29 protein-coding genes are annotated in these 22,083 nt (G+C 68.1%); 10 read left to right on the plus strand and 19 right to left on the minus strand.

What is annotated here, in order from left to right; genetic code table 11:
* Window positions 1-37 precede the first annotated feature (37 nt).
* A complete protein-coding gene (locus tag ABD768_RS05275) occupies window positions 38-1,162 on the plus strand; it encodes a cytochrome P450 (RefSeq protein ID WP_344837876.1) in 1,125 nt (374 codons plus the stop codon).
* Here the strand turns inward: ABD768_RS05275 and ABD768_RS05280 are convergent.
* A complete protein-coding gene (locus tag ABD768_RS05280; protein WP_344837879.1) occupies window positions 1,143-1,898 on the minus strand; it encodes a class I SAM-dependent methyltransferase in 756 nt (251 codons plus the stop codon). The two genes, ABD768_RS05275 and ABD768_RS05280, sit on opposite strands and share 20 nt — an antisense overlap.
* 43 nt (window positions 1,899-1,941) lie before the next feature.
* Entirely contained in the window at window positions 1,942-2,721 is a 780-nt protein-coding gene (locus ABD768_RS05285) for a sulfite exporter TauE/SafE family protein (RefSeq protein WP_344837881.1), read from the minus strand.
* Between the two features lie 112 nt (window positions 2,722-2,833).
* On the opposite strand from ABD768_RS05285, the gene ABD768_RS05290 reads away from it, so the two are divergent.
* Entirely contained in the window at window positions 2,834-3,001 is a 168-nt protein-coding gene (locus ABD768_RS05290; RefSeq protein ID WP_344837883.1) for a hypothetical protein, read from the plus strand.
* A gap of 77 nt (window positions 3,002-3,078) precedes the next feature.
* On the opposite strand, the gene ABD768_RS05295 is transcribed toward ABD768_RS05290, so the two are convergent.
* On the minus strand, window positions 3,079-3,798 hold the full coding sequence (locus tag ABD768_RS05295; RefSeq protein ID WP_344837886.1) for a DUF998 domain-containing protein: 720 nt from the start codon (window positions 3,796-3,798) through the stop codon (window positions 3,079-3,081).
* Window positions 3,795-4,844 carry an aldo/keto reductase gene (locus tag ABD768_RS05300; RefSeq protein WP_344837889.1) on the minus strand — a complete coding sequence of 350 codons (1,050 nt, stop codon included), beginning with the start codon at window positions 4,842-4,844 and terminating at the stop codon, window positions 3,795-3,797. The genes ABD768_RS05295 and ABD768_RS05300 overlap by 4 nt, the downstream gene beginning before the upstream one ends.
* Window positions 4,845-4,922: 78 nt before the next feature.
* Here ABD768_RS05300 and ABD768_RS05305 point away from each other — a divergent pair, with 78 nt between their 5' ends.
* Window positions 4,923-5,459, plus strand: coding sequence for a TetR/AcrR family transcriptional regulator (locus ABD768_RS05305; RefSeq protein WP_344837892.1), 537 nt, complete (start codon window positions 4,923-4,925; stop codon window positions 5,457-5,459).
* Window positions 5,460-5,653: 194 nt separating this feature from the next.
* Here ABD768_RS05305 and ABD768_RS05310 read toward each other — a convergent pair whose 3' ends face one another.
* The 10 genes from ABD768_RS05310 to ABD768_RS05355 form a co-directional block, all read right to left on the minus strand.
* Entirely contained in the window at window positions 5,654-7,417 is a 1,764-nt protein-coding gene (locus ABD768_RS05310; protein WP_343977602.1) for a proline--tRNA ligase, read from the minus strand.
* A 100-nt stretch (window positions 7,418-7,517) separates the two neighbouring features.
* Window positions 7,518-7,889 (minus strand): DoxX family protein, encoded by a 372-nt coding sequence (locus ABD768_RS05315; protein WP_343977599.1) that lies wholly within the window; start codon window positions 7,887-7,889, stop codon window positions 7,518-7,520.
* A gap of 43 nt (window positions 7,890-7,932) precedes the next feature.
* Complete coding sequence (locus ABD768_RS05320; RefSeq protein ID WP_344837896.1) at window positions 7,933-9,258, minus strand: M14 family zinc carboxypeptidase; 1,326 nt, start codon at window positions 9,256-9,258, stop codon at window positions 7,933-7,935.
* Window positions 9,259-9,392: 134 nt separating this feature from the next.
* Window positions 9,393-10,217, minus strand: coding sequence for a GNAT family N-acetyltransferase (locus ABD768_RS05325; RefSeq protein WP_343977594.1), 825 nt, complete (start codon window positions 10,215-10,217; stop codon window positions 9,393-9,395).
* 48 nt (window positions 10,218-10,265) lie between these two features.
* Window positions 10,266-10,739: a GNAT family N-acetyltransferase gene (locus tag ABD768_RS05330; protein WP_344837899.1), complete on the minus strand. Its 474-nt coding sequence runs from the start codon at window positions 10,737-10,739 to the stop codon at window positions 10,266-10,268.
* Window positions 10,736-11,389 carry a VOC family protein gene (locus ABD768_RS05335; RefSeq protein ID WP_344837901.1) on the minus strand — a complete coding sequence of 218 codons (654 nt, stop codon included), beginning with the start codon at window positions 11,387-11,389 and terminating at the stop codon, window positions 10,736-10,738. The genes ABD768_RS05330 and ABD768_RS05335 overlap by 4 nt, the downstream gene beginning before the upstream one ends.
* Complete coding sequence (locus ABD768_RS05340; protein ID WP_344837904.1) at window positions 11,382-11,540, minus strand: ribbon-helix-helix domain-containing protein; 159 nt, start codon at window positions 11,538-11,540, stop codon at window positions 11,382-11,384. The genes ABD768_RS05335 and ABD768_RS05340 overlap by 8 nt, the downstream gene beginning before the upstream one ends.
* Window positions 11,541-11,622: 82 nt before the next feature.
* Window positions 11,623-11,958: a thioredoxin gene (gene trxA, locus ABD768_RS05345; protein ID WP_344837906.1), complete on the minus strand. Its 336-nt coding sequence runs from the start codon at window positions 11,956-11,958 to the stop codon at window positions 11,623-11,625.
* Complete coding sequence (locus ABD768_RS05350) at window positions 11,955-12,332, minus strand: MerR family transcriptional regulator (protein WP_344837909.1); 378 nt, start codon at window positions 12,330-12,332, stop codon at window positions 11,955-11,957. Before ABD768_RS05350 ends, trxA begins: the two co-directional genes overlap by 4 nt.
* Window positions 12,333-12,367: 35 nt before the next feature.
* On the minus strand, window positions 12,368-12,508 hold the full coding sequence (locus ABD768_RS05355) for a hypothetical protein (protein WP_344837911.1): 141 nt from the start codon (window positions 12,506-12,508) through the stop codon (window positions 12,368-12,370).
* Here ABD768_RS05355 and ABD768_RS43080 point away from each other — a divergent pair.
* Window positions 12,488-12,682 carry an NUDIX domain-containing protein gene (locus ABD768_RS43080; RefSeq protein ID WP_425558410.1) on the plus strand — a complete coding sequence of 65 codons (195 nt, stop codon included), beginning with the start codon at window positions 12,488-12,490 and terminating at the stop codon, window positions 12,680-12,682. The genes ABD768_RS05355 and ABD768_RS43080 overlap by 21 nt on opposite strands.
* Window positions 12,589-12,885, plus strand: a complete 297-nt coding sequence (locus tag ABD768_RS05360; RefSeq protein WP_344837914.1) for a hypothetical protein — start codon at window positions 12,589-12,591, stop codon at window positions 12,883-12,885. The genes ABD768_RS43080 and ABD768_RS05360 overlap by 94 nt, the downstream gene beginning before the upstream one ends.
* On the opposite strand, the gene ABD768_RS05365 is transcribed toward ABD768_RS05360, so the two are convergent.
* Genes ABD768_RS05365 through dxr form a run of 4 tightly spaced genes read right to left on the minus strand, consistent with a single transcriptional unit; the run spans window position 12,878 to window position 17,159 of the window.
* Window positions 12,878-13,426: a nucleosidase gene (locus ABD768_RS05365; protein ID WP_343977575.1), complete on the minus strand. Its 549-nt coding sequence runs from the start codon at window positions 13,424-13,426 to the stop codon at window positions 12,878-12,880. The genes ABD768_RS05360 and ABD768_RS05365 overlap by 8 nt on opposite strands.
* Before the next feature lie 22 nt (window positions 13,427-13,448).
* On the minus strand, window positions 13,449-14,600 hold the full coding sequence (ispG, locus tag ABD768_RS05370; protein WP_343977573.1) for a flavodoxin-dependent (E)-4-hydroxy-3-methylbut-2-enyl-diphosphate synthase: 1,152 nt from the start codon (window positions 14,598-14,600) through the stop codon (window positions 13,449-13,451).
* Between the two features lie 22 nt (window positions 14,601-14,622).
* Complete coding sequence (locus tag ABD768_RS05375) at window positions 14,623-15,936, minus strand: M50 family metallopeptidase (RefSeq protein ID WP_343977570.1); 1,314 nt, start codon at window positions 15,934-15,936, stop codon at window positions 14,623-14,625.
* A complete protein-coding gene (gene dxr, locus ABD768_RS05380) occupies window positions 15,933-17,159 on the minus strand; it encodes a 1-deoxy-D-xylulose-5-phosphate reductoisomerase (protein ID WP_344837918.1) in 1,227 nt (408 codons plus the stop codon). Before dxr ends, ABD768_RS05375 begins: the two co-directional genes overlap by 4 nt.
* A 61-nt stretch (window positions 17,160-17,220) precedes the next feature.
* Between dxr and ABD768_RS05385 the strand changes: the two genes are divergently transcribed.
* From ABD768_RS05385 to ABD768_RS05400, 4 genes are all read left to right on the plus strand, one after another.
* On the plus strand, window positions 17,221-17,799 hold the full coding sequence (locus ABD768_RS05385; protein WP_343977559.1) for a DUF1707 SHOCT-like domain-containing protein: 579 nt from the start codon (window positions 17,221-17,223) through the stop codon (window positions 17,797-17,799).
* Between the two features lie 18 nt (window positions 17,800-17,817).
* Entirely contained in the window at window positions 17,818-18,981 is a 1,164-nt protein-coding gene (locus ABD768_RS05390; RefSeq protein ID WP_344837921.1) for an acyl-CoA dehydrogenase family protein, read from the plus strand.
* Between the two features lie 75 nt (window positions 18,982-19,056).
* Window positions 19,057-20,043, plus strand: a complete 987-nt coding sequence (locus ABD768_RS05395; protein WP_344837923.1) for a phosphotransferase enzyme family protein — start codon at window positions 19,057-19,059, stop codon at window positions 20,041-20,043.
* 40 nt (window positions 20,044-20,083) lie between these two features.
* On the plus strand, window positions 20,084-20,368 hold the full coding sequence (locus ABD768_RS05400; RefSeq protein ID WP_343977550.1) for a DUF6458 family protein: 285 nt from the start codon (window positions 20,084-20,086) through the stop codon (window positions 20,366-20,368).
* On the opposite strand, the gene ABD768_RS05405 is transcribed toward ABD768_RS05400, so the two are convergent.
* Window positions 20,365-21,090 carry an SDR family oxidoreductase gene (locus tag ABD768_RS05405; RefSeq protein ID WP_344837926.1) on the minus strand — a complete coding sequence of 242 codons (726 nt, stop codon included), beginning with the start codon at window positions 21,088-21,090 and terminating at the stop codon, window positions 20,365-20,367. The genes ABD768_RS05400 and ABD768_RS05405 overlap by 4 nt on opposite strands.
* 70 nt (window positions 21,091-21,160) lie before the next feature.
* Between ABD768_RS05405 and ABD768_RS05410 the strand changes: the two genes are divergently transcribed.
* Window positions 21,161-22,072: a LysR family transcriptional regulator gene (locus ABD768_RS05410; protein WP_343977545.1), complete on the plus strand. Its 912-nt coding sequence runs from the start codon at window positions 21,161-21,163 to the stop codon at window positions 22,070-22,072.
* Window positions 22,073-22,083 lie beyond the last annotated feature (11 nt).

Raw genomic sequence — 22,083 nt, forward strand, 5'->3', positions numbered from 1 at the left:
TCTTAGCCAGTCGGTGGTCGTTTGTAAGCTGCTGAGCATGACTACCGTGGCCGAGCTGGAGCAGGATCCGCACCCGTACCTGGCCAGTGTGCGCCCGGTCGGGTGGAGCGATGCGCTGGGGGGCTGGGTGGTGGCCAGCCGGGCATTGGCAATGGAGGTGATGCGGGATCCGTCGACATTCACTGTGGATGACCCGCGGTTCTCGACGGCGCAGGTGGTGGGGCCGTCGATGTTGTCGCTGGACGGTTCCGTGCATGGTGAGCACCGGGCGCCGTTCGAGCATCCGTTCAGCTTGGCGCAGACCCGGGCGCGGTTCACCTCGTTCGTCTCCGAGGAGACCGATCGGCTTGTCTCGGCGATCGCTCCGCTGGGGTCTGCCGACCTCCGGACCACGGTGGCCGGGCCGTTGTCGGTCGCGGTGGTCGCCTACTCGCTCGGGCTCGACCGGACCGATGCGGCGACCGTGCTCGACTGGTATCAGGACATCTCCTCCTCGGTCAGCGGGATCGCCGCCGGGCTGCCTGTTACCGCCGAAGGTGCTGCCGCGTTCGCCAAACTTCACCAACATGTTGCCGGGAGCATCGATCACTCGGACTCGCTGATCGCCGAGGCGGCTGCTGCGGGGCTCGGGACCGACGAGGTGGTCGCCAACGCCGCCGTGCTGATGTTCGGCGGCATCGAGACGACCGAGGGCATGATCACCAATTGCCTCTGGCATCTGCTGACCAACCCGTCCCAGCTTGCTTTGGTTCTGGCCGATCCGTCGTTGATCCCGAACGCGATCGAGGAGTCACTCCGCCTGGAGCCTGCCGCCGCAGTGGTCGACCGCTATGCGACCCGCGACGTCTCGCTGGGTGGCGCTTCGGTCAAGCGTGGCGACTTCGTCAGCGTCTCGCTGGCCGGCGCCAACCGCGACCCGTCAGTGTTTCCTGATCCTGATCGGTACGACGTCCAGCGCGCGAACGCCCGTCGTCATCTCGCCTTCGCCAGCGGTCCGCACATCTGCCTGGGCATGCATCTGGCCAGGCTTGAGGCGGTCAGCGCCCTCACGGAGATCCTCACCCGGCTGCCCGACCTGCGACTCGAGCCGTCCTCTCCCCCGCCGCATGGCCTGGTCTTCCGCAAGCCGACAGCGGTCAATGTCAGCTGGACGGTCGCCTGAGCAACAGGACGCCTGCAGGGAACGTGGGCACCTCGCGGTCCGGGTCGGCGTCCGCGTCGCGTTCGAACTGAGCGAATCCGCGGTCGAGTTCGTCCTCGGCGATGTGCTCGAAGGTCGAGAACGCCCGCAACTTCAGCCGCTCATACGTCGCCCGCTGGGTCCGCGGCTCGGTGACGTCGACCCAGTGCGGCTCCTCCTCGGCTTGGAGCCCGGCCCGCGTCGCGAGGGCCCGGACCTCGTCGAAGGGCAGGTACATCTGCGCGTCGACGCGACGGGCACTGGGGAAGTACCGGTACCAGTAGAGGTCCGGCATACGGTCGCCGAACTGGGTCCGGAGGATGACGCTGCCGCCTGGGCGCAGTACCCGGTAGACCTCACGGAGGCCTTGAAGCGGGTCGGACCAGTGGTGGATCGTCAGGAAGAGCCAGACCAGATCGCAGGACGTGTCGGGCAGCGGGATCGCCTCGGCGGAGCCTTCGAGGTAGGTGACGTCGGGGTGTGCGGTCGCCTGCTCCAGCATCCGGGCCGACGGTTCGACGCCGTAGACGGGACCGCCGAAGGTGTCGGCGAGCGCCGGGGTGAAGCGGCCGATGCCGCAGCCGAGATCGAGGACTGTCAGTGGGCGGGTGGGAGGCGCGAATCCGGCGGCTGCCTGCATCCAGGTGTTCAGGCTGTCTGCGGGGAGGGCGCGTCCTTGGGCGTAGACCTGATGTAGCCGAGTGTCGTAGTCCACCATTTCCCGAGCCTAGCGATTGGGTGTCGGCCCCGGCACCGGGTTTTCAGCGCGGCCAGAACACGTCGTACGCGAGGCGGAGGATCAGCGCCGAGACGACGACCAGGAAGATCACCCGGACGAAACGCGAGCCGCGGGCGACCGCGGTACGGGCGCCGAGCAGACCGCCGAGCATGTTGGCCGCGCCCATGATCAGGCCGAGCCGCCACAGCGGGGCGCCGTGGGCGGCGAAGACGAGGATGGCGCCGAGGTTCGTGGCGACGTTGGCGATCTTGGCCTTGGCGCTGGCCCGGAGGAAGTTGTAGCCCATCAGCCCGACCAGCGCGAAGATCAGGAACGAGCCGGTACCTGGGCCGACCGCGCCGTCGTAGAACCCGATCAGCAATCCGACCAGGCTTGCCGCGAGGTAGTGGGCCCGGCCGTCGAAGCGCAGTACGGTCGCGGAGCCGAGGTCCGGCTTGAACCAGGTGTAGAGCGCGACCCCGACCAGCAACACCAGCACGATCGGCTTGAACCATGCCATCGGGATCTGCGTCGCCACCAACGCGCCGGCCGCCGCCCCGATCGCGGCCAGCCCGGCCAGTGGGAGGACAGTCCGCCGGTCGGGCTTGACCTTGATGCCGAAGGTGATCGCGCTGGTCGTCGTACCGAACAACGACGAGATCTTGTTGGTCGAGAGGATCTGCGCCGGCGATGCGTTCGGCAGCCCCAGCAACATGGCCGGCAACTGGATCAGCCCGCCACCACCGACCACCGCGTCGATCCAGCCGGCCGAGAACGCGGCCACCACCAAGAACACGAGCGTCCACAGCGAAATATCAGGCACTGCAACCCCGTGCGCGGCGATAGTCAGTCACGGGCTCCATCATCAGGTAAGCCCATTATCCCGCTCTACCCTTACAGCCCTCGATGTGACGTAGCCCCCAAGGAGAGCTCCTGTGGACGAGCAGGCGAGCCCAGCCATCCAGGACCGCATCCGCTCGAGCTTCGACCGCCAGGGCCTGATGGCCCACCTGGATGCCCGCCTGTCCCACATCGGCCCCGGCCGCGTCCACATCACGCTCCCCAGCCGCCCCGAGGTGACCCAGCAACACGGCAAACCCTGATCCAGATAGACGCCCGCTGATCAGCTTTGGGCCGCGAGGCCGTGGGCGAGAAGGCTCTCGGCGGTATCTGGTTGTCCTCAGCTCGACACTCGGGCAGCGGTGGCCGCCAGGTAAGGGGACGTTTCGGGCCGCCGGGCAGCGATCAGGCCGCTGCCAAGGAGCACGTGGCCGACCATGATCGGGTAGATCGCGGAGCGTTCGAACATACCGATGTTCCACATCCAGCCGGTGAAGACGTCAATCATGAAGACCACGAACCCGACCAGGCCGGCGATGCCGAGCACGGTACTGGCGATGGAGCGTCCGCGGGTCAGGCCGATCCGGGAGCCGGTCACGCCGACGACGACGGCCATGATGTTCCCGGCGATCATCACGCCCTGGGCGCCGAAGGTGTGGAAGGCGATCAGCCCGCTGTCGACGTTCGCGTTCGAGCCCTGGAAGATGCCGACGAGTGAGACACCGACGCCGGAGATCGTGGCGAGGGTGACAACCAGAACCGGGCGAACGCCCTTGCGGAGATCGAAGGCGAGAAAGGCGCCGACGATCAGCAGTACTCCGTAGAGCACCCAGCCGGTGTCCATGACCGCGCCGAGCGGAGAGTTGCCGACCTGCTGGAAGGCGACCTGGCTCGGACCGGTCAGCCCGAGGTGGCTGACCCAGTTGTAGAAGGGAGAATAGTGGGGGTCCTGCCAGGCCGCGGCGGTGACGAACTCGGCGACCCAGGAGATGAGCGGACCGAGGAAGATGAGAAGCGCTCCGGTGCGGGCCGGTGCGCCGGCCCGCAGGATGGTCTTCATCGCAGCGCCATTCCGGGGACGCGCCGGCGGATGGCTTCCAGTTCGGCCTCGTCGGAGATGCCCTGCCAGTCGTACCGCGGCGTGTACGGAGCCTCGAGAGCCTGTACGTCGTCAGCGCTGAGCTCGACGTCGAGCGACGCCACCGCCTCGTCGATCTGCTGGATCGAGCCGGCCCCGACCAGCGGCGCGGTGACGACCGACTGCCTCCGCAGCCAGGCGAGCGCGACCTGCGCACGGCTGACTTCGTGGCCTTGGGCAACTTGTCCGACCGCGTCGATGATCGCGCGATTGGATGCTTCCTGCTCCGGCGAGTAGAGCATGTCCGCATAGGCGCCGTCGGTCTCGGACCGCTGCGTCGACCGGGCGTCGTCCCAGCCACGAGCGAGCCGGCCGCGCGCCAGCGGCGACCAGATGATCGTGCCGACCCCCTCGTCGAGGCAGAGCGGAATCATCTCCCGCTCCTCCTCGCGGGCGAGCAGGTTGTAGTGGTCCTGCATCGACACGAACCGCGCCCAGCCGTTCTGCTTCTGCAGGTGCAGTGCTTTCGCGAACTCCCAGGCGTGCATGGACGACGCGCCGAGGTAGCGCACCTTGCCGGCCTTCACGAGATCGCTGAGCGCCTCGAGAGTCTCCTCCAACGGCGTGGCGTGATCGTTGCGGTGAATCTGGTACAGGTCGATGTAGTCCGTCCCGAGCCGGCGCAGCGAGTGGTCGACCTCGGTCATCACCGCCTTACGCGACAGACCACGGCCGTTGGGGCCGGTGCGCATCGGGTGCCGGAGCTTGGTCGCGATCACCACGTTGTCGCGGTCGGCGAAGTCCTTGAGCGCCCGGCCGAGGATCTCCTCGCTGGACCCGTTGGAGTACATGTTGGCGGTGTCGAAGAAGTTGATTCCGGCGTCCAGCGCGTGCTGGATCAGCGGTCGCGCCTCGTCCTCGCTCTTCGACCAGACGGGATGGCCGCGGTCGGGTTCGCCGTACGTCATCGCGCCGATCGCGATCGGGGACACGTCGAGGCCGGTGGTGCCGAGCTTGATGTACTGCATGATGCTCCTCTAAGCTATGCGGAGAGTTCTCCAGTTACGGTAGTGGAGAACTCTCCACTTAGCAAGAAGAGGCTGCGCATGGTCCGTTCAGACGCCCGGGAGAACCGGGCCCGCATCCTCGCGGCCGCCCGCGAGGCCTTCACCGAGGACGGCGCCACGTCGATGAACCAGGTCGCCCAGCGCGCAGGCGTCGGCGCCGGCACCCTGTACCGCAACTTCCCCACCCGGGAGACCCTGCTCCTGGCCGTCTACCAGGACGAGGTCGAACGACTCATCTCGACAGTCCCCGGCCTACTGGCCGACCTGACTCCCGTCGAGGCCCTCCAGCGCTGGACCACCGACCTGGTCGAAGCGATGCGCCGCAAACACGGCCTGGGCGACGCCCTCAGCCCCACCGCCCACCAAACGATCACCGAACAGACCTACGACCCGGTCATCACGGCCATCACAACCTTGCTCGACGCAGGCAAGACCTCCGGCACCATCCGCCCCGACGCCGACCCCGGCGACTACCTGCAACTAACGGCCGCCCTCTGGCGCACACCCCCCGGCCCCCACGACCGCTCCCCCCGCATGCTCGCCCTGATCCTCGACGGCCTCCGCCCCCAGCCGTAGCTCCCCGGCCGCCCCTTGCCGACCCTGCTGGCGGGCCGGAGTGCCATGCACGCATAACTCCCGCCAGCCCGCCCGACACGCCGCGGTAATCGCTTGCCCAAGCGGATTGGGTATGCGCCGACGACCATCGGTTGCCGCCAGCAACCAAAACCGCCGCTCCCACCCGAAGGTGGGAGCGGCGGTTGGTGTGCGGGTCAGGCGCGGACGACTGAGACCAGGTGGTCGACGATTTCGGCGACCGGGACGTCGGTGCGGTCGCCGGAGCGGCGGTCCTTGACCTCGATGGTGCCGTCGGCCAGGCCCTTGCCCACCACGGCGATGGTGGGGACGCCGAGCAGTTCGGCGTCCTTGAACTTGACGCCGGGTGAGACCTTCTCCCGGTCGTCGTACAGCACCGTCAGGCCGCGCGACTCCAGCTCGGCGGCGATCGACGCCGCCTTCTCGAAGACCTCGGCATCCTTGCCGGTGGCAACCAGGTGGACGTCCGCGGGCGAGATCTCGCGCGGCCAGATCAGGCCGAGGTCGTCATGGTTGCCCTCGGCGATCGCGGCGACGGCGCGGGTGACGCCGACGCCGTACGAGCCCATGGTGACCGTGACGAGCTTGCCGTTGTGGTCGAGCACCTTCAGGTCCAGCGCCTCGGCGTACTTCTTGCCGAGCTGGAAGATGTGCCCCATCTCGATCCCGCGCGCCGACGACAGCGGACCCGAACCATCGGGCGCCTCGTCACCGTCGCGCACCTCAGCCGCCTGGATCGTGCCGTCAGCGGTGAAGTCGCGCCCGTACACCAGGTTGATGACGTGGAAGCCGGTCTTGTCCGCACCCGTCACCCAGGCCGAACCCTCAGCCACACGGGGATCGAGCAGGTACCGGATCTTCGAAGTGTTCTCCGCCCCCAGCACACCCGGCCCGATGTAGCCCTTGGCCAGCGCCGGGTTCTTCTCGAAGTCCGACTCCTCGAACGCGACGACCTCGGCCGGCTCGACCTGCGCGCCCAGCCGCTTCTCGTCGAGGTTCCGGTCGCCCGGTACGCCGATGGCCAACGGCTCCCGCGTCCCGTCGGGATGCACGAGCATCACCAGCACGTTCTTCAACGTGTCAGCAGCCGTCCACTCGCGACCATCCGCCCGAGCATGCTTCGCGTTCAGCGCGTCGACCAACGTATCGATCGTCGGCGTGTCCGGAGTGTCGACAACCTCAGCAGCAGGCACGCCGGAGGCATCGACAGCCGGCGACTGCGGCACCACGACCGCCTCGACGTTCGCCGCATACCCACCCGGGGAGCGGACGAACGTGTCCTCGCCGTTCTCCGCGATCGCCAGGAACTCCTCCGACGCCGACCCGCCCATCGCGCCCGACATCGCGGCCACGATCACGTAGTCGAAGCCGAGCCGGTCGAAGATCGCGATGTACGCCTTGCGGTGCAGCTCGTACGACGCCTGCAGCCCGTCCTGGTCGATGTCGAACGAGTACGAGTCCTTCATCACGAACTCGCGCCCGCGCAGCACGCCGGCCCGCGGCCGGGCCTCGTCGCGGTACTTGTTCTGGATCTGGTAGATCGACAGCGGCAGGTCCTTGTACGACGAGTACAGGTCCTTCACGACGAGGGTGAACATCTCCTCGTGCGTCGGCCCGAGCAGCATGTCGGCGCCCTTGCGGTCCTTGATCCGGAAGATGTTCGGCCCGTACTCCGTCCAGCGGCCGGTCGCCTCGTAGGGCTCGCGGGGCAGCAGCGCCGGGAAGACCAGCTCCTGCGCGCCGATCCGGTCCATCTCCTCGCGGACGATGTTCTCGACGTTGCGCAGCACCTTCAGGCCCAGCGGCAACCAGGTGTAGATACCGGGCGCGGCGCGACGGATGTAGCCGGCCCGGACCAGCAGCCGGTGGCTCGGGACCTCCGCGTCCGCCGGGTCCTCGCGAAGGGTGCGAAGGAACAGCGACGACATGCGCAGTATCACGGGAGTCTCCAAGCAGTGAACGAGTGGTGGAAGAACTACTGTCGGCAAAGAGGATATCCGCCGACGGGTAGTACTCTCACCACCTTTCCACAGCCCCGCCTCAGCGCCCCTCGCGGGCCGCCTTCAGCGCCGCCCGGATCAGCGGGATCTGCAGCGGCAGCCGGGCGAATCCGATCGCCCTCGCCCGCGGCCCCGCGGACCGGTTCAGGTCGAGCGCCATCTGCACGTTCGCCGGGAACACGGCGGCCAGCAGGCCCGCGCTGAGCAGGCCTGCCGGTCGCCGCGTCCGTGGGTGCAGGAGCCCGGCCGCGCAGGCGAGCTCGGCGACGCCCGAGGCGTAGACGAGCTCCTTCTTGCGCGGCAACTGCCGCGGCACGATCCGCTCGAACGGCTCCGGCTTCACGAAATGCAGCACCCCCATGACACCGAAAAGCACTGCCAGTCCGGTGGTGCTCCTGCTCCGTCTGCTCATGCCGACGACCTTAGCCGATCGTGTTACCCACGGGTAGCCAGGTTTACGGCAGCTTCCCGTACGGCGTCGCGGCCGCGCGCGCGGCGTACAGCAGAGCCGGTTTCTGCGCCGGCCACAAGGTGCTCGTGAAGCACGAGTACGAGGGGAAGAACCCGCCACAGCTCCCCGAGTCCGGCCCGATCTCGAACGTGTACGACGGTACGCCGCGAGTCCCGTAGAGCCAGTCGTCCGTCGCCCCAGGCGCGAAGTACCCGACCCCGCCGTCACCGGTCGACACCGGATACCCGTTCAGCGCCCCCATCTTCTTGCCCAAGGCAACCAACGCGGCCTTGTTCGGAGCCGCCGTGTTCGTATACCCGTAAGGCGCCAGGATGTCGTTGCCGAAACTGTGCAACGTCAGGAACACCCCGGTCGTGTCGGCCGCCGCAGGCTCACCGACCGCCCCCTTCGTGTCGCGGAAGATCTTGTCCAGCAGCCCCTGGATCGCGATCGTCTCCGGCTCCGAAACGGCCCTCTTCCCCGGATACGTCTCGTCGCAGGGCCCACCCTGCTCCACATCCCACTGGAAGCTAGAGTTGCGATTCAGATCCACACCCGCATCAGCGGCCGGGCACCCACCCGCGGAGTTGTCGACGTTCTTGCGCTGCATCACCGGCTGCGTCGGGTTCGACGCGACCACGTCCACACCATCAGGATTCGCGATCGGGATCACCCACAACTCCCGGGTGTCCAGCAACGAAGTGATCGCCGGATCCGTCCCGTACGACGAGACGAGCAGATCGATCCACTTGTACGCGATCTCCCCCGTCGCCACCTCCCGCGCGTGGATCTGGGTGTGCAGGACGAACTTCGGCTTCTTGCCAGAAGTGCTGTCCAGCGCGCAGTCGCCACTGGTCAGCTTGGTGATGCACAGAGCCTGGATGTCGTGCCCGCCCTGCCCCTTCGTCTTCTTCCACGAGTCGCCGATGTCATACAGCTTCACCAGCTCCGGGTGGGCGGCTGTGACGGCCGCGTTGTGCTGCTCATGGCCCGCTGCCGTGTGGTAGCCGCCGTAGTACGTAGTACCGGCCAGGTCCGAGGCTGTGCGGATCACGGGCTGGTAGACGTTGCCGGTCTTGCCGACGAGCACGCCGCGATCGCGAAGGCGAGCAACCTCAGCAGGGGTCGCGACCAGCGTCGGGCGGGTGCCGTGGCCGTGGGTGATGTCGTAGCCGTCGCGAACCAGCTCGGCGACGGTCACCCCAGCGGGCAGTTTGAACGAGTAGTACGACGGAGTGGTGTCGACCTCGGGCTGGGGCGCGGCTGCAGAGGGGCCGGGCGCGAAGCCGGCGACGGCGATCGCGACGGAGGCCAAACCGGCCAATGGCACAGCAAGTCTTCGACCGGGGCGGTGGGGTGGGGGAAGCATAGACACAGCAGTTGTCCTTCGACTGGGCGGGGGCGGCGCTGTCGAACAGCCAACCTCACCACCGGTCACCGCGCCATCACAGTCAGCGCTCAGCCTTAGAACAGGATCGTCGCGAACGTCTCGATGGTCCGGAACCCCACCCGCTCGTACGCCGCTCGCGCCGGCGTATTGAACGCGTTGACATACAAGGTCACCACCGGCGAGATCTGTCGCGCGAGTTCCACCACGGCCGCCATGCCAGGAGCGGCCAGCCCCTGACCCCGTCGCTCAGGATCGACCCAGACCCCCTGGATCTGGCAGACCCCGGTGCCCACCGAGCCGATCTCCGCCTTGAACACGACCTTGCCGTCCTCGATCCGCGCGAAGGCCCGGCCGGCCCGGATCAACTCGGCGACCCGCGACCGGTAGAACGTCCCGTCCGGCCCCGTCTGCGGCGGCACACCCACTTCCTCGGTGTACATGGCGACGCACGCCGGGTACAGGATCCCCAGCTCCACCGGCTCGACCGCGCGCACGAGCGGATCCGGCGCGATCGCCGGCGGACCTTCGATCACCATGAACGGCTGCTCGTCGCGCACCTCGCGCGCCGGACCCCAGTGCGGTTCCAGTGCAGTCCACAACTGCTCGACAGCACGAGCAGGCCCGAGGATCTGGAAGCAGTTGCGGCCACGACGCAACGCGTACGCCGCGAACGCCCGCAGCGCGGCCTCCCCCGCGCCGACCGGCACCATGTTGCCGCCGGCATGGCAGAGCGCCTCGAGTTCGCCCTTCTCGACGTACCCCCAGACCTCCGCGCCGCGGCGCGGATCGAGCCCGGACGCCTGCACCAAGGAGTCGACGAAGACGTTCACGACCGGATCGCGGGCGATGACGGCCCTCGCTGCTGAGAGGTCGCGAGGACCCAGTACCCGTACGCCCACGCCGCAGAACCTAGCCGATTACCGCCGCCGTGGCGCGCAATGGGTCATCTAGAGTTCGCGAGCCATCCAAATCAGCTCGTCGCCGAGGTCCCGGTCCGGCGTACTCCGGGGCTCACCGAAACCGTTCTTGCGATAGAACCGAATCGCCTGCTCGTTGCCGACCAGTACATCCAGCAACAACTGCTCCGTCCCCACCGGCAGCGCCTCGATCGCCCCGTCCAGCAAGGCTTTCCCGACCCCGAGCCGCTGATACCCCGGCAGCACATACAGCTTCCACATCACCCAGAAGCCGGCCTCCTGGCCAAGGCCCACCATCCCCACGAGATGCTCATCGACCACCGCGACGAGGGTGATGCCTTGCGTGATGCCACGCTCGACCGCCGCCGGCGACCACCACTGCGCCAACCCGTCCGAGATGAACTCGGCCGACACCAATCCGGCGTACGCGACCGGCCAGGTCGTCAGCCCGATCTCCCGCACCACCGCGACGTCGTCCACCACGGCCCGGCGGACGCTGATCATCCGCGAATCCGCACGATCTGCCCGTCCGGATCGGTCACCGCCAATCCCCCGTCGTCCCTCGACGCGTGATATCCGGTCGCCGCAAGCCGCTCGGCAACCGCATCCAGGCTCTCCGAAGTAGTCAGCTCTATCTGTACTTCGAGAGCGCCCGCCGCCCGGAACCGCGCCAACTCGGGGTTGTCCCCACCCAGGATGCCCAGCAGCCGCTCCCAACCGGCCCGATCCGGGACGCCGAGCATCGGCGTGACCGACCACCGGGTGTCCGGATGGGCGTCGTGCAACTTGTAGCCGTACAGATCCTTGGGACGCTCGTCGATCCACAACCCGGCGCCGTCCGGCCCCTTCGCCGTCAGCACCCGCCCGAACGCCTCGTCGAAGATGCTCGCGTCCTCGAAGCCGGCCGCGTCGAGCCGGTCCAACAGCTCGTCGATGTCGTCGGCCTCGAAGGTCAGCCTGGTCTGCCCCGGCTCGCCACCGGTATCGCTGCGGGCCGCGTCGTGCAGCGCGATCATCCCGCGCCCGGCGACCATGTCGATCCAGATCCCGCTCTCCGACTCGATCCGGGACCGCAACCCCAGCGTCTCCAGGAACGCGCGCATCGCCTGCACGTCGTTGGAGAACCGCAAGGTGCGGATGACAACCTCATTCATGCCGGTCCCTCTCCAGGTAGTCCGTCAGCGCCTGCTCGACCAGGGCCGACAAGCTCGTGCTCTCGTCGATCGCCTGATGCTTGATCCGCCGGATCAAGTCCGGCGGCAGGTACACGTTGAACTGCGCCTTCTTGGCGGCCTCTTCGGTCATGCCTAGGATGCTAGCAATTTAGCGGGCTAACAAACAAGCCCCTGGCCGAGGACGGCCAGGGGCTTGGTCGAAGCGGGATGGATCAGACGGCGGTGAGCAGCGCGTCGTCCAGTTCCTTGAGGAGCTTGGCCTTCGGGCGGGCGCCGACGACCGACCAGATCAGCTCGCCGTGCTGGAACAGCATCAGGGTCGGCAGCGCCATCACGCGGTAGTTCGAGGAGATGGCCGGGTTCTCGTCCGAGTTCACCTTCACCACGGTCAGCCGGTCGGCGCGCTCGACCGCGATCTGCTGCAGAATCGGGACGATCTGGTGGCACGGTGGGCACCACTGCGCCCAGAAATCCACCAGGACGGGCTTGTCTGCCCGTAGTACCAGCTGGTCGAAGTTCGTCTCGTCGGCCACGAGTAGTTCGGTCATCGTCGGGTCCTCCAGTTCTCGGCATCGGTCAGGAGGTCGGCCAGCTTGATCCGCAGCTCGGTCAGCTCGGCGATCCGCCGGTCGACCTCCGCGATCCGCGCCCGGTACGCCGTCAGCGACGCCGGGCAGACGTCCGCCCGGTCGTTGCCGGCCCGCAGGCACTCGATGAACGGATAGGTCTGCTCCGCCGTCAACCCGAGCGACAGCAACGCCTTCACCTCACGGACCACGATCACGTCCTCGGCGCTGTACGCCCGATACCCGTTGGCCTCCCGCCGGGGCTTCAACAGCCCCTGAGACTCGTAGTACCGCACCGCCTTGACCGTCACCCCGGCCTCAGCCGCCAAATCCCCGATCCGCATCGCGACCTCCATAACCCCGACGCTAAACCCTGCCCCCAGGGTCAAGGTCAAGTCAGACTATGCCCATGCACCTCGGCACCTTCACCCATGACCACTCGCTGGATCTCACCGGCCCGACCATCGAGCGCACCGCCGTCCGCGGTGTACTCCAGCGCGGCCGGGACCTGCTGCTGCTGAAGTCCCGGCACGGCGACTACAAGTTCCCCGGCGGCGGGGTCGAGCCGGGCGAGTCGATGCAGTCCGCCCTCCAGCGCGAGTTCCTGGAGGAATGCGGCTCCGCGAGGTCGACGTCGGCAAGCTGCTCGGGGAGACCGTCGAGTTCGTGCGCGCCGTCGATGCGGAGTACGAGGTGTTCAAGATGACCTCGCACTACTTCACCTGTACCAGCGTGGCGACGCCGAACGCCCCACAGCAGCTCGAGGCCTACGAGGCGGAGCTGGAACTCGAGCCGTGCTGGGTCACTGTCGAGCAGGCGTTGCACGCCAATCGCGCCGTGCTCGACAGCGGCGTCGGTGTGATGCGGTGGCTGGTCCGGGAGACCGCGGTCCTCGAGTTGCTCAGCTGAGTTCGGTGCGGAGCCAGTCGCCCAGGACCTTGGCGCTTGCGTCCACGAGGGCGGGCCAGTCCATCGCGGCCTCGTCGGCCGAGTCGGAGACGTGTTTGATCAGCCGGACCGGTACGCCGAACTGGCGGCAGGCGAAGGCGACGCCGTACGCCTCCATGTCGACCAGGTGGGCGCGCTCGGCGAGCCGTGCCTTGACGACCGGGTCGGTGACGAAGACGTCGCCCGAGGCGAGGACCGTGCCGTCGCCACCGTCGATCCGGATGGACTCCTGCGGGTCGAGGCCGATCCCGCGGATCGCCTCGGCGTTGAGGTCGTGGTTGACGACCTCGCTCGGCAGGTAGATCCCGGCCAGCCCGTCACGCAGTGCGCCCGTCGTACCGACGTTCAGGACCGTGAGGTCGCTGGTGTCGCGTCCGGCCAGGGCCTGCGCGGTGATCACCGCCGCCGCGGTCTTGCCGACCCCGGTGATGACCACCGGGATGCCTTCCGGAACGTATCGGGCCTCGCCGCGCGTCGCGCTGATCACGATGTAGTCCGTCACGCGGCGAGGGTACCCGCTGGAATCAGCCGACCGTCACGGTCGGCTCGCCGCCGTCGACGGACTCGCCCATCTCCTCGGCGATCCGCAGCGCCTCCTCGATCAGGGTCTCGACGATCTTCGACTCGGGCACCGTCTTGATCACCTCGCCCTTGACGAAGATCTGGCCCTTGCCGTTGCCGGAGGCAACCCCGAGGTCGGCCTCGCGGGCCTCACCCGGTCCGTTCACGACGCAGCCCATCACGGCCACCCGCAGCGGGACCTCCATGCCCTCGAGCCCCGCGGTGACCTGCTCGGCCAGCGTGTAGACGTCGACCTGGGCGCGGCCACACGACGGGCAGGAGACGATCTCGAGCTTGCGCTCGCGCAGGTTCAGCGACTGCAGGATCTGCAGGCCGACCTTGACCTCCTCGACCGGCGGCGCGGACAGCGAGACGCGGATCGTGTCACCGATGCCCTGGGACAGCAGCGCGCCGAACGCGACCGACGACTTGATCGTGCCCTGGAAGGCCGGCCCGGCCTCGGTGACGCCGAGGTGCAGCGGCCAGTCACCGGCCTCGGACAGCAGCTGGTACGCCTTGACCATCACCACCGGGTCGTTGTGCTTGACCGAGATCTTGAAGTCGTGGAAGTCGTGCTCCTCGAACAGCGACGCCTCCCAGACGGCCGACTCGACCAGCGCCTCGGGCGTCGCCTTGCCGTACTTCTTCAGCAACCGCGGGTCGAGCGAGCCGGCGTTGACGCCGATCCGGATCGAGGTGCCGTGGTCCTTGGCGGCGGCCGCGATCTCCTTGACCTGGTCGTCGAACTTGCGGATGTTGCCCGGGTTCACCCGGACCGCGGCGCAACCGGCCTCGATCGCGGCGAACACGTACTTCGGCTGGAAGTGGATGTCGGCGATCACCGGGATCTGCGAGTGCCTGGCGATCTCCGGCAGCGCGTCGGCGTCGTCCTGCGACGGGCAGGCGACCCGGACGATGTCGCAGCCCGCCGCGGTGAGCTCGGCGATCTGCTGCAGCGTCGTGTTGACGTCCGAGGTCAGCGTGGTGGTCATCGACTGCACCGACACCGGCGCGTCGCCACCGACCAGCACCTTGCCCACCTTGATCTGGCGGGTCTTGCGGCGCGGGGCGAGGGTCGGCGGAGGCAGCGCGGGCATGCCCAGGGAGATGCTCATTTTTCCTTTGTCCGGTTGAGAGTTATCCGTTGAAGAGCTTGATCGGGTTGACGATGTCGGCGACGACGAGCAGTACGCCCATCACCACGATGACGCTGGCGGCCACGTACGCGATCGGCAGCAGCTTGGCCACATCGACGTACCCGGGGTCGGGCCGGCCGAGCAGCTTGGCGAACCCGCGCCGGATGCCTTCCCAGATCGCGCCGATCATGTGGCCGCCGTCCAGCGGGAGCAGCGGGATGAAGTTGAACAGCGCGAGGAACAGGTTGAGCGAGGCGAGCAGTGAGACCAGGAAGGCGATCCGCTCACCGCCGGTCAGGCTGTTGTTCGAGGCGACCTCGCCGGCCACCCGGCTGGCGCCGACGACGCTCATCGGGCTGTCGGCGTCGCGGTCGCCGCCGACGATCGACTTGGCCACCCCGACCAGCTTCTCCGGGAAGTTGCCGAGCGCCTTGACGGTGGCGACGGTCAGCTCGCCCATCTTGTCGACGACGAAGCCGAAGTTCTGCCGGACCACCTTCTGCTCCGGCGAGACGCCGAGGAAGCCGACCGAGACGTACTTGTCCGAGCCGGCCTTCTCCACCACCTGGTTGAGGATGGTGTTGGTGGTCAGCGTCTGCTGCTTGCCGTCGCGCTCGACCACGATGGTGGCCGGCTTGTCCGTGTTGGACCGGATCAGCGGCGTCAGGTCGTCCCAGCTCTTGATGGTGGTGCCGTTGAAGGACAGGATCTTGTCCCCGACGTGGAACCCGGCGGCCTTGGCCGGCGACTCCTTGTCGGACGGCTGGCAGACCCGGCCGGCCTTCGACGCCTCCGAGGCGGGAATCACGCAGTCGGTGACGGTGGCGACCGTGGTCTGCGCGACGTTGGCGCCGTAGAACATGAACAGCCCGGCGAACAGGAAGAACGCGATCGCGACGTTGACCAGCGGACCGGACGCCATCACGATCAGCTTCTTCCACCACACCTTCTGGTAGAACAGCCGGCCGTTGTCGGCGGGATCGATCGTCTCGTACTCCGCGGTGCGCGCGTTCTCCACCAGCGACTGGATCGGCCCGGTGTTGGCCTTGCGGACCTTGGTCGGGTCCTGCCCCTTGGCCGGCGGCATCATCCCGATGATCCGGACGAACCCACCCGCCGGGATCGCCTTGAAGCCGTACTCGGTCTCGCCCCGCTTGGTCGACCAGACGGTCTTGCCGAAGCCGACGAAGAACTGGGTCACCTTCATGCCGAACGCCTTGGCCGGCAGCATGTGACCCATTTCATGCAGCGCGACCGACACCAGGATGCCGATCACGAACAGCACCACGCCGACGAAAGTGAGGAGTGCGCTCATACCTGTGTGGTCTCCTGGCCCTGGTGGTCCGTGCTGCCGGTCAGTTCGCGGGCCCGGACCCGGGCCCAGGCGTCCGCGGCGAGTACGTCGTCGATGGACAGTTCCTCGTACGAGGGTACGTCGTGTTCGGTCACGATCCGGGCCACGGTGTCGACGATCCCCAGGAACGGGAGCCGGCCGCTGCGGAACGCCTCGACGCAGACCTCGTTCGCCGCGTTCAGCACGGCTGGGGCGGTACCGCCCCGCTCCCCCGCCTCACGGGCCAGCTGGACGGCCGGGAACGCCTCGTTGTCGAGCGGCTCGAACTCCCACGACGACGCCTTGGTCCAGTCGCAGCTCGGCGCGGCGTCCGGTATCCGTTCAGGCCAGCCCAGCGCGAGCGCGATCGGCAGCCGCATGTCCGGCGGCGACGCCTGGGCGATGGTCGAGCCGTCCACAAACTCGACCATCGAGTGCACGATCGACTGCGGGTGGACGACGACCTCGATCCGGTCCATCGGGAGGCCGTAGAGCAGGTGCGCCTCGATCACCTCGAGCCCCTTGTTGATCAGGTTGGCCGAGTTGATCGTGATGACCGGGCCCATGTCCCAGGTCGGGTGGTTGGCTGCCTGCTCGGGCGTCACGTCGGCCATCTCGGCCCTCGAGCGACCACGGAAGGGGCCGCCGCTCGCGGTCACGATGAGACGGCGTACCTCGTCGGCGGTACCGGTGCGGAGGCACTGGGCGATCGCGCTGTGTTCGGAGTCGACCGGGACGATCTGGCCCGGCTTGACCCGCTTCACCACTAGCGGGCCGCCGATGACCAGCGACTCCTTGTTGGCCAGCGCGAGGGTGGTACCGGCATCCAGGGCAGCCAATGTGGGCTGCAGGCCGACAGATCCGGTGATGCCGTTCAGTACTACGTCGCACGCCATCCCGGCCAGCTCCGTCGACGCGTCCGGACCGGTGATGATCTTCGGGATCCGGAACTGTCCCTGGGAGTAGCCGCGCTTCTGCGCCTCGGCGTAGAAGGCCAGCTGCAGGTCCTGGGTCGCGGTGGCCTTGGCGACCGCGACGACCTCGACCTCGAACTCCAGCGCCTGCTGCGCCAGCAACGCGACGTTGTCACCGCCCGCGGACAGCGCGAGCACGCGGAACCGATCCCGGTTGCCGCTGATCAGCTCGAGCGCCTGCGTACCGATCGAGCCGGTCGAACCGAGGATGACGACGGTGCGTTGATTCACGCGACCTATTGTCACAGGTAACGATCCCTGCCCGACTCCCGGCAGCGCTACCGTTGGGCTCATGAGTCTGGAACAGCCGCCGCCCGCCCGCAGGGCATCCGATCATGACCGTGAGCGCGCCGCCGCGGTGATCCAGGAAGCCCACAGTGACGGCCGGCTGGACTTCGAGGAGATGGACGAGCGGCTGACGCAGATCTACTCCGCCAAGACCGAGATCGAGTTGCGCACGGCCACTGCCGACCTGCTGCCGATCGCGCACGGCAGCAACGCGGCCGAGCTGACGATCCGCGCCAAGCACAGCGCGCAGAAGCGAGAGGGCGCCTGGGTCGTGCCCGAGCGGGTGACCGCGGTCGCCGAGCACTCGTCGGTGAAGCTCGACTTCACCGACGCGGTGATCAGCTGGCGCGAGGTGCACGTGGAGGCGCACGCCAAGCACAGCTCGGTGGTGATGGTCGTGCCGCGCGGCTGGAGCGTCGACATCGACAACGTCGACATGGTCCACAGCGCCGCCAAGAACAAGGCGACCGCCCCGGCCGCCGGCGGCGTCCGGCTGATCGTCACCGGCCAGGCCCAGCACGGCTCGATCGTCGTACGGCACCCACGCAAGCGACACTGGTGGTGGCCTTGGTACAGCAAGTGACTCCGTTAGCGTGTGCGCATGACGGTTTCGCTTGATCTTGTAGACGTCGACTCGCTGCTGACCGAAGAGGAAGTCGCGATCAGGGCGACGGCCCGGCGGTTCGCGGACGAGCAACTGCGGCCGCACCTGCCCGAGTGGTTCGAGTCGGCCAGCATCCCGGCGCGGGATCTGGCGAAGGAGCTGGGCTCGCTCGGTCTGCTGGGTATGCACCTGACGGGCTACGGCTGCGCCGGGCTGGGGCCGGTGGCTTATGGGCTGGCGTGTCTGGAGATCGAGGCGGCCGACTCGGGGATGCGGTCGCTGGTGAGCGTGCAGGGTTCGCTCGCGATGTACGCGATCTGGAAGTACGGCAGCGAAGAGCAGAAGAACGAGTGGCTGCCGCGGATGGCCGCCGGCGAGGCGATCGGCTGCTTCGGGCTGACCGAGCCGGACTTCGGGTCGAACCCGGGCGGCATGCGCACCAACGCCCGGCGCGACGGCGACGACTGGGTGCTCAACGGGTCGAAGATGTGGATCACCAACGGGTCGGTGGCCGATGTGGCGGTCGTCTGGGCGCGGACGGACGACGGGGTGCGCGGGTTCGTCGTACCGACCTCTACGGCCGGCTTCTCCGCACCGGAGATCACCCGGAAGATGTCGCTGCGGGCGTCGGTGACGTCGGAGCTGATCTTCTCGGACGTGCGGTTGCCTGCGTCGGCGATGCTGCCCGAGGCTCGTGGACTGTCCGGGCCGCTGGGGTGTCTGAACGAGGCCCGGTTCGGGATCATCTTCGGCGCGATGGGCGCAGCGCGGGACTGTCTGGAGACGGCGGTTTCGTATGCGGCTGATCGACAGGTGTTCGACAAGCCGCTGTCGGCGTACCAGCTCACGCAGGCGAAGTTCGCCGACATGGCCGTCGAGCTGAACAAGGGCATCCTGCTGGCCGTCCACCTCGGCCGCCTCAAGGAGAAGGGCACCCTGCGCCCCGAGCAGGTCAGCGTAGGCAAGCTCAACAACGTCCGCGAAGCCATCGCCATCGCCCGCGAATGCCGCACGATCCTGGCCGCCAACGGCATCAGCGGCGAATACCCGGTCATGCGCCACGCCAACAACCTCGAATCAGTCCTCACCTACGAAGGCACCTCCGAGGTCCACCAACTAGTAATAGGCCAAGCCCTAACCGGCCAATCCGCCTTCCGCTGACGACCCAGTACGCCGAGATGCCGGCCGGCCGCCGGCTCGGGCCGGCTGAGCTGCCGCGGGGCTGGGCGGTGCCCGGTGCTCGTTGAGCCCCGGCTGGATCGGGCCGCCTTGCTCGACACCCTCCGGGAGCACTACGGGCTCGCCTTCGAGGCTTTGCGGTTCATCCCGGTCGGGTGGGCCTCGGCAGCGTACGAAGTACAGGCCGATGACGACCGGTACTTCCTGAAGCTGTGGCCGGATGGGCGGGATGCAGCGGGGGCCGTGGCTCGATTGCCGTTGGTTTTACGACTACACGAGCTCGGGTTCCGGGTGCCTTATCCGGTGGCGACTGCCGAGGGCGCGTTGTCCGCGTCCGTTGCGGCGGGGGTTGTCGCCTTGTTCCCGTTCCTGGCCGGCGTGACTCCGGCGGGCTGGCCGCGCTGGCCGTTGGCGGTGCTCGACGAGCTCGGCCGGACCGTTGCCGGACTGCACGCGGCCACTTCGAGGCTGTCCGTCGCACTGCCGCGCGAGCGGTTCACCATCCCGGTGGCCGACGAGTTGCGGCTGCACCTGTCCGATCGCGCGGTGAAGCCCGACCGGGGCGCGGTGATGGACCAGCTGGAGCGCCTAGAGCGACTGCAGTCAGCGGTACGCCGCCTGCCGACGCAGTACGTGCTCAGCCACGCCGACCTCGTCGGCGACAACATCCTCGTCGACGACGACGGCCGGATCAGCCTGCTCGACTGGGACGAGGCCCACCTCGCTCCCCCGGAGCTAGACCTCGCCATGCTGCTGCACGGCCAGCAACCTACCGATGCCGAGGCCTTCCGCCGCGCGCTAGCCGTGTACCCCAGCGACGTACCGCTCTCCGAAGACTTGTTCGCCTTCTTCCTCCTCCGCCGCTACCTGGACGACTACACAGCCCGCGTACTACGCCTGCACCAGGACGAGCTCGACCCAGCCGAGGAGGCCGACGCCCGCGACGGCCTCCGGCGGTGGGGATCTGGGCAATGGGTACACCTCGACCGGACGCTCGGGCTGATCCGTGGCGCCCTGCTTGAGAACCAGCGGATCGGGTACTGAGCGTAAGTAGACATCCACGGACAGTCACCTGGAGGTGACGATGAGGATCAACGGGGGCATCGCACTCATCGCGGTCGGGGCGATCATCGCCTTCGCCGTCCACGACACGCTGAGCGGGGTCGACCTGACCGCGGTCGGCATCATCATCATGCTCGGCGGCGCCTTCGGGCTGTGGTTCTCGTACCGGCTCGCGAACGCCAAGCACGACGAGGAGATCGAGCTGATCAAGCCGTCGGTCGAGGAGCAGTACACGACCGAGCCGCACGAGTACGCGATCCAGGAACAGATCGACGTCACCCCCAGCCACCTCCCGAAGGAGCCCTAAGCCAGACGTGCGCCGCCATCCAGGTGGAGGACCGTTCCGGTCAGGAACGGATTGGTGATGGCGCTCAGCACCGCCGCCGAAACGTCTTCGGTGGTACCGATCCGGCGGGCCGGGTTCTTCGCGGCGACATCGGCGTACATCCGCTCCTTGTCCGCGCCCATCCCGTCCCACGCACCTGAATCGATGATGCCCGGCGAGACCGCATTGACCCGGACCGGCGCCAGCTCGACCGCCAGCGCCTGAGCCAGGAACGCAACCGCGCCGTTCGTCGTCGCCGTCACGACCATGCCGGGCTTCGGCCGCCAGCCGACGATGCCGGAGAAGAGCGTCACCGAAGTCGTCGGCCGCAGATGCTTCACCAGCAGCAGCGCCCCGATCACCTTCGCGTCAAACGCCTTGGCGATCGCCTCCCGCTCCAGCTTCTCCACCGGACCCTTCGCCGGCGCGTTGGCCAGCGAGATCAGGTGCTCGACGACGACATCCCGTCGCGCCAGCTCCGTCGCCAGCTCCGCGATCGAGTCCTCGTTGCCTAGATCAACGACCGCCGTCGCCACCTCGCCGTCGATCGAGTCCGCCACCTTCTGTACTGCGTCCGCGCTGCGCCCGGTAATCGTCACCCGGGCTCCTTGGTCCAGGGCGTCCTGGGCCAGCTGCCGGCCGATGCCCGATCCACCCGCCACGATGAGGACCTGCTTGCCACCGAGTTCTGTCGCTGTTGTCATGCGTCCAGCCTCTGCGGATTGTGCCATCGGCACAAAGACCAGTTTTCGATACTCGCCATAGACTGCTTCTATGCCTACCTTGCGCGCCCTGGAGTGCTTCGTCGCCATCGTCGAGGCCGGGTCGATCACCCGGGCCGCCGCGTTGCTCCATCTTTCGCAGCCGTCGCTGTCGCACCAGCTCGCAATGCTCGAGAACGAACTCGGCTCGCCGTTGCTCGAACGGCTCCCCCGCGGCGTCCGGCCGACCACCGCCGGGCGCGAGGCGCTGCGGCACGCTCGCGCGGCCCTGGAGTCGGCCGATCGCGTAGTACAGGCTGGTCGGGCGGTGGCCACGTTGGGCGAGGGGCAGCTCCGGATCGGCTGCGCGGGCTCGATGACAGCCGGCCTCGTGGCTCCGCTCCTCCGTGCTTGGCGACGGCGTCATCCGCGGGTGCGGCTCGCCCTGCAGGAGCGCAACAGCGCCGACGCGCTCGCCTCGATGATCACCGCCGACGAGATCGACATCGCGATCGGCCCACGCCCCACCCGCTGGGACGGCGCTGTCGACCTGCTTGCTCAGGAAGAGCTGGTCATCGTCTTCAGCGCCGGCGACCCGCTCGGGGATCACCCCGGACCGGTCGCCATCAGCGCCCTCCACGGCTACCCGGTCATCCAGTACGCCGGTCCGCATGGCCTCGCGAGCTGGCTCGACGGGCTCTTCGCCGAGCATCAGGTGTCACCCGAGGTTGTCATCCGCACCCAACAGACGACCTCGGCGCCGGCCCTTGCCGCGGCGGGGCTGGGCGCGGCCGTCGTACCGATCAGTGGGGTTCCCGCCGGGTTTGCGGGGACCGTGCATCGGCTCGATCCGCCGCAGTCGCGGGACGTCGTGGCGCTGACGGCTGGGCGGGCCGACGTACTGGTCTCGCAGTTCGTCGCGTCGGTGAAGGCGACCGGGCTGCGGGTGCCGGCGGCCGTTGCCAGGCAACTGGAGGCGGTTTAAGACTGGCTGAA

The sequence above is a fragment of the Kribbella ginsengisoli genome (assembly GCF_039537185.1).
GTDB classification, from domain to species: domain Bacteria; phylum Actinomycetota; class Actinomycetes; order Propionibacteriales; family Kribbellaceae; genus Kribbella; species Kribbella koreensis.